Source organism: Streptomyces sp. NPDC059853, assembly GCF_042731495.1.
Taxonomy (GTDB): Bacteria; Actinomycetota; Actinomycetes; order Streptomycetales; family Streptomycetaceae; genus Streptomyces.
Genome location: NZ_JBHWJL010000311.1, coordinates 1 through 5,851, shown reverse-complemented (window position 1 = coordinate 5,851; position 5,851 = coordinate 1). Strand labels below are relative to the sequence as shown.

The 5,851-nt window shown below is 73.3% G+C and carries 2 protein-coding genes and 1 pseudogene; all 3 read right to left on the bottom strand.

The window, feature by feature from the left end; translation table 11 throughout:
• Positions 1–96, bottom strand: a pseudogene (locus tag ACFV5N_RS23590) (ATP-dependent Clp protease ATP-binding subunit); the annotation flags it as partial.
• Between the two features lie 89 nt (positions 97–185).
• Positions 186–836, bottom strand: a complete 651-nt coding sequence (locus tag ACFV5N_RS23585) for a hypothetical protein (protein WP_385603290.1) — start codon at positions 834–836, stop codon at positions 186–188.
• Between the two features lie 113 nt (positions 837–949).
• A complete protein-coding gene (locus ACFV5N_RS23580; RefSeq protein WP_385603293.1) occupies positions 950–5,698 on the bottom strand; it encodes a DNA repair ATPase in 4,749 nt (1,582 codons plus the stop codon).
• Positions 5,699–5,851 lie beyond the last annotated feature (153 nt).

The following is a 5,851-nucleotide window of genomic DNA, read 5'->3' as shown; positions in this document are numbered from 1 at the left end:
GCTGAGCTGGGCCAGGGAGTCGGTGTGGGTCTTCTTGATGGCCTCGATGAGGTCGTCGAGGCGTACGGAGGCGGTGGGTTCCTGCGCTGCGGTCATACGTCAACGTTAGGTTGACACCCCGCCGAGTGTCAACCCTCGGTTGACACGGTGGCCGCCGGTCCGGGGACCGGCGGCCACCGCCGCGCTCAGTTCAGCTTCCAGGTGAACTCACTGTCGTCGGCACCGGTCCACACGGTCTCCCCCAGCTCGGTGCCCTCCGGGATGAGGAACATGTCGCAGTCGGTGAAGCCCTCGCCCTCCGCCAGCGTGTCCGGCTCCTCGCTCGCCGGGCAGCCGCCGGGGATCCCGAGGTCGCCGATCATGATCACCGACGGCACGTAACTGCCGTCGCTGAGCGTCGTCCGCAGCTCGCTGCCGGGCCGGCCGTACTTCAGCTCCTCGCCCCCGACGTGCTGGTAGTCGACGTACAGGTAGTACGGCGTCCGGCCCGCGATGTCCTCGGCGTCGAAGACACCGGCCGCCTCCACATCGGCGATGTCGCCCTGCTCCAGCTTCTGCACGGTGATCTCCAGCTGGGCCGTGGCGTCGCTGTACTCGTACGGCGCGGGACCGGCCGTCTCGCCGAGCGCGAAGCTGCCCGAGGACGGCTCCTCGGACGCCTCGTCCTCCGCCGGGGCGTCCTCCTGCGCGTCCTGGTCCTGGTCCTGGCTCTGCCCGGTCTCCTGCGCGCCGGCTCCGTCGGACGCGTCGTCGTCCCCGCCGCACGCGGTCAGGGCCAGGGCGAGGACGGTGGCCGGAACGGCGGCGCGCAGCCAGAGCTTCTTGCGGTGTGACACGTGGAACTCCCCCGTGATGCTGTTGCGTACTGCTTCTTTCAGGTGATTCCCACCTTAGGAACCGTACGTCCGCGTTCTGTCACACCGCCGTAGCAGCGGGGAACGTCCCGCGCTCACCGCCGATACGCCCGCTTGATCTCCTCCCAGCGCTCGCGCTGCTCCTCGCTCAGCCGCCCGCGCAGCTCCGCCAGCTTCAGCAGGTTCGCCTCGGCGCCGGTGGTCAGGGTCTGCGCCTCCGCCAGATAGTGGTCGTCGATGAGCGCTTCCAGTTCGGCGTCGTTCATCACCGGGACGATCCGCTCCGCCAGCTTGTTGGTGTTGCGGTAGGAGCCCTGGAGGCGGAACGGCGGCTCCGTGCGGCTGGCGTCGTCCTGCGTCGCCGAGGCGATGTACGCCGCGTTGACCGCGAGCGTCGTGCGCTGCACGTACAGCAGCTTCCGCAGCACCGACAGGATCTGCTCCAGATCGGCCGCCCCGTACGGGTGCGCCAGCCGGTCGGCGGTGACGGACTCGTCGCCGCGCGCCAGCCGCACCAGCAGGTCCACGTCCGAGCGTTCGCGCGCGGCCAGCGGGGCGAGCACCGGGTTCGCCGTGAGGGCGTTCTCGATGTGGCTGAGCGCGAACAACTCCTCGCGCCCGGACAGCACATCGCCCAGGTTCCACACGTCCGCGCGGTTGGCCAGCATGTCGGGCACCCGGAACCGGGTCCCGGACTCGGTGAACGGGTTGCCCGCCATGCACACCGCGAACCGCTTGCCGCGCAGGTCGTAGGTGACCGCCTCGCCGTCCCCGATCCGCACCCCGTCGATCCGGCGCTGCGCGTCGCACAGCGGGATGAAGCGCTGGAGCAGCTCGGGCGAGGTGTGCTGGATGTCGTCCAGGTAGAGGAAGACGTTGTTGCCCATCTCCAGGCCGAAGTTGAGCTTCTCCACCTCACGGCGGGCCGCCGCGTCGGGGGCCGCCGCCGGGTCGAGGGAGGTGGTGTCGTGGCCCAGCGCCGGACCGTCCACCTTGACGAACACCAGGCCGAGCCGGGCCGCCACGTACTCCATCAGCGTCGTCTTGCCGTAGCCGGGCGGCGACAGCAGGAGCAGCAGGCCCTGGCTGTCGGTGCGCCGCTCCTCGCCGGCCGTGCCCAGCTGCTTGGCGAGATTGTCGCCGATCAGCGGCAGATACACCTCGTCCAGCAGCCGGTTGCGGACGAACGCCGACATCACCTGCGGCCGGTAGGCGTCCAGCCGCAGCCGGCGCCGTTCGGCCTCCAGCAGCGCGTTGCGCTGCCGCACATAGCGCCGGTGGGCGGGCACCCGGTGGGTGCTGAACTCCGCCGTACGGGACAGGAACTCATCCAGGCGCAGCGGCAGTTCGCCGGAGACGACGCGGGGGTGGGTGCCGAGCAGGCCGTCCACGGCGGCGGTCAGCGGGGCGTCCACGGCGCGGTGGTCCAGTTGCTCGCCGCACAGCTCCAGTACCGCCGCCTCGGGCAGGTCGGTCGCCTCGCGGCCGGTCGACTCGGTGAACGCCGCCAGCCACGCGGTCACCAGCTGGTGCCGGGCCGCCAGGTCGTCGCCGAGCGAGGCCACGTCCTGCGCGAACTCCTTGGCGCCCGAGGTGCCGAGCGCGGTGCGGAAGTCCTCCAGCAGGGTGCGGGCCGCGGCACCGGCGACGAAGCGCGGGGCGTCGCCGGTGGCCAGCGCCAGTTCCTCGAAGAGATAGCCGCCGGTGTCCCCGGGAGCCTCGGGCAGTCCGCGCTCGGTCACGAACGCCCCGATGGCCGCTGTCAGTTCGGCCGACAGCCGCTCCACGGCCGCCACCTGTCCGAAGGCGGTACGGGCCCGGCCCAGCGACTGGGCGCGGGTGGTCCACGCCCGCCGGTCGGCCTCGGCCGCCCCGTACGCCCAGAACAGCTGGGCGGCGGCCCGCACCCCCGGCCCGTAGCGCAGCAGATCGGCGTGCGCGCGCAGCCGCAGCAGCACCGCCAGGATGCGGGCGGCGTCGTGGTCGTGGACGCCCCGGTCGTACCCCTCGTCGTACGCGGCCTGGGCCGTCTGCCGCACCAGCGGCAGCAGCGCGGCCTCGTCGTCCTCGGTGGCGCCCTGGGCCAGGACGGTCGCGGCCAGGTACTCCGACCGGTACACCTGCGGCGACTCGGACGCCAGCGGCTGGTCCCAGAAGTCCTGGGTGGCGGCGAACTCCGGGTCGGTGACCGGGGCCCGGTAGTCGGTGCCGGTCACCGCGAAGGACAGGGCGCCGTCCTGCGGCACCAGCGTCAGATCGATCGGCTGGGTGTTGACGCCGAAGCTGTGCCGGCCCAGCCGCACCGTGCCGTCCGCGCCGAACAGGTCGGTCCGGTCGCGCAGCGCCCGCGCCGCCTCCTGCCGTATGGCCTTCAGCCGGCCGGTCAGCTCCTCGGCGCGCACCCGCTCGCCGATGTCGCGCAGTTCGCCCGCGGTCGCCCGCACCCGCTCGACCAGCGGGTCGGCGGCGAAGTAGGCGTTGATGTCGTCCAGGCCGGTGAGCGCGGTGGCCCGCCGGGTGATGGTGGACAGGATGCGGGCGGCGGAGGCGGCCAGCCGCTCCGCGTGCCGGGCCCGCTCGTCCAGCTGGGCCTGCTTGCGCGCCGAGAAGGTCTCGTAGATCTCCTCGCGCTGGGCGGCCAGCCGGGCCAGGAAGTCGTCGAAGGAGCCGAACCGCGACTCCAGGTTCTCCAGTTGCAGCAGCAGCCGGCCCAGCTGCTCGTCGCACTCCTCGGGGGTGCGGGAGGCGGCCAGCGCGCCGGAGACGGCCTGGCCGAGCAGCGCGTACTCGGCGGTGAACTCCGCCCGGCCCTCGCGCTCCAGCAGTTCGCGGCGGCGGCCGTCCAGGACGGCGCGGGCCCGGTTGACGGCGCCCATCACCTCGCCGATGCGCTCCAGCAGCCCGGTGCGCACGGTGGCGTCGGCGATGTCCAGGCCGCCGATGACGTCGGTGACGATCCGCAGCCCGTCGGCGTGTTCGCCGATCTCGGCCAGCAGCGGATCGGCGACCGCCACGCTGTCGACCGCCGCCGCCCGCTCGGTCAGCGCCTCGATGGCGGCCCGGGTGTCGTCGAACGCCTCCTCGCGGGAGAGGAACGCCACCGCGCGGCGGCCGGTGGCCGCCAGCGACTCGGCCAGCCGCTCGCCGACGGCGGTCAGGGCGTCCAGGTCGATGTGCCGCACCTCGCGCAGCGACTCGGTGTGCCCCTGGGCGCGGCGCAGTTCGGTGAGGACGGTGACCCACTCGGCCGCGCCCTTGGGCGCCTCGCCGCGCGCCCGGCGGATGAGCCGGTCGGCGTCCGCCCGGGCCTCGGCGAGCGCCTCGGCGGCGCGGGCGCGCTGTTCCTGGACCCGCTGGTACTCGTCGATGACCTGCTCGGCGGTGGCGCGCAGCGTGGCGGTCGGCTCGTCGAGACCGGCCAGGCCGTCGAGGCCCAGCCAGTGGTACTGGTCGGTGAGCCGGTCGCAGGCGGCGGTGATCGCCTCGAACACGGCGGTGCCGGGGGCGAGTTCGCCCGCCATCCGGGCCACGGTGAGCGCGTCGGAGATGCCGCGCACCAGTTCGGCGTTGCCGATCCGGGTCAGCGGTCCCTCGTCGGGGGCCGGCGCGGCGGCGGCGTACGCGTCGGAGGTGAACGGGCTGCGCCACACCTGCACCGGGTGGACCCGGGCCGGCTCGCCGTCCTCGGGGGCCCGGCTGATCGCCAGGGTGCCGTCGTCGAACAGCGCGAAGCCGTGCGAGGGCAGCGGGTTGGCGACCTCCTTGCGGATCAGGTTGTAGGGCAGCAGGAGGGTGCGGCCGGTGGCGGGGGCGTGGAAGACATACAGCACGTCCTCGCCATTGGGCGAGCGGATCGCCTTCTCGAACTCCAGGCCCTCGGTGTCGGTGGCCTCGAAGGTGCGGGCGGCGGCGCCGGGCGGGGCGGCGGCCAGATAGTAGCCGCCGGGGAAGATGATGCCCTGGTCGTCGGGGAGGGTGCGGCACGCCTTGCCGATGCCGTCGAGCCGCACGACCTCCTGGGTGCGCGGGTTGTAGACGAGGTAGCGGTGGGTGCTCTCGTTGTACGGCAGGACGCGCAGCAGGATCAGCGGGCCGACGCGGGCGTAGGCGAGGTCGGCGTCGGCGAGCGACTGGAGGGGTTCGTCGACGGGCTCGTGGTGGATGCCGTCGGCGGTCTCGGTGTCGTTCTCGGTCTTGAGGGTGAGCCGGCCGCCGACGGTGGAGACGTAGAGCGTGTCCTCGATGGCGACGTGCGGGTGGGTGCCCGGCACATGGTGCTCGCGCCCGGTGTCGGTCCAGGTGAAGTCGTACGGGTCGGGGAAGACGTGGTCGCGTTCGCCCTTGGCGTCCAGGTACTCGGGGCGGCCGTCGGGGTGGACGCGCCAGCGCAGCACGCGGATGTCGGTGAGCCGGTCGCCGGTGCGGAAGACGGCGAGCAGCAGCCCGGCGGTCAGGCGCAGCCGCAGCAGCTGGGCCTGCCGGAAGTAGCGGTGCAGGCTCTCGAAGTCGCGCCGGAACGCGGGGTCGTCCAGCAGTCCGGGGACGGCGTCGGGCGGGGCGGGCAGGAAGTGGCCGCCGGACGCGGCGCCTTCGCCGCTGATCCGGTGCAGGGTGAGGACGTCGCCGACGGCGGTGGTCTCCTGCCCGGCGCCGCCGGAGGTGCGCGGGTTGTAGCCGGCCAGCAGCGCGCCGCCGACCTGCACGATGTCGCGCGGGACGCTCTCGCGGTCGGTGCGGACGCGTTCGGTGGCGAGCAGGGCGAGTTCGCTGCCGCCGAAGGTCTCGATGCGGCGGGCGTTGAGCGTCTGCGCGCGGGCCGCCAGTTCGGTGGCGGCGGCCGACATCCGGGCCCGCAGTACGTCGTAGGTGCCGGCGTCCAGCCGGGTGTCCTCGGCGGTCCGGCCGTCCCGCGTGTCCTGGGTGTCCTCGGTGTCCTGGGTGCTCACGTCGTCAACCGTTCCCGTATCCCGTATCCCGTTGCCTACTCCCGGTCCGCG

Bases quoted from the DNA above. Each gene is read 5' to 3' on its own strand.
- ACFV5N_RS23580 (WP_385603293.1), bottom strand. From the start codon at position 5,698: ATGTCGGCCGCCGCCACCGAACTGGCGGCCCGCGCGCAGACGCTCAAC.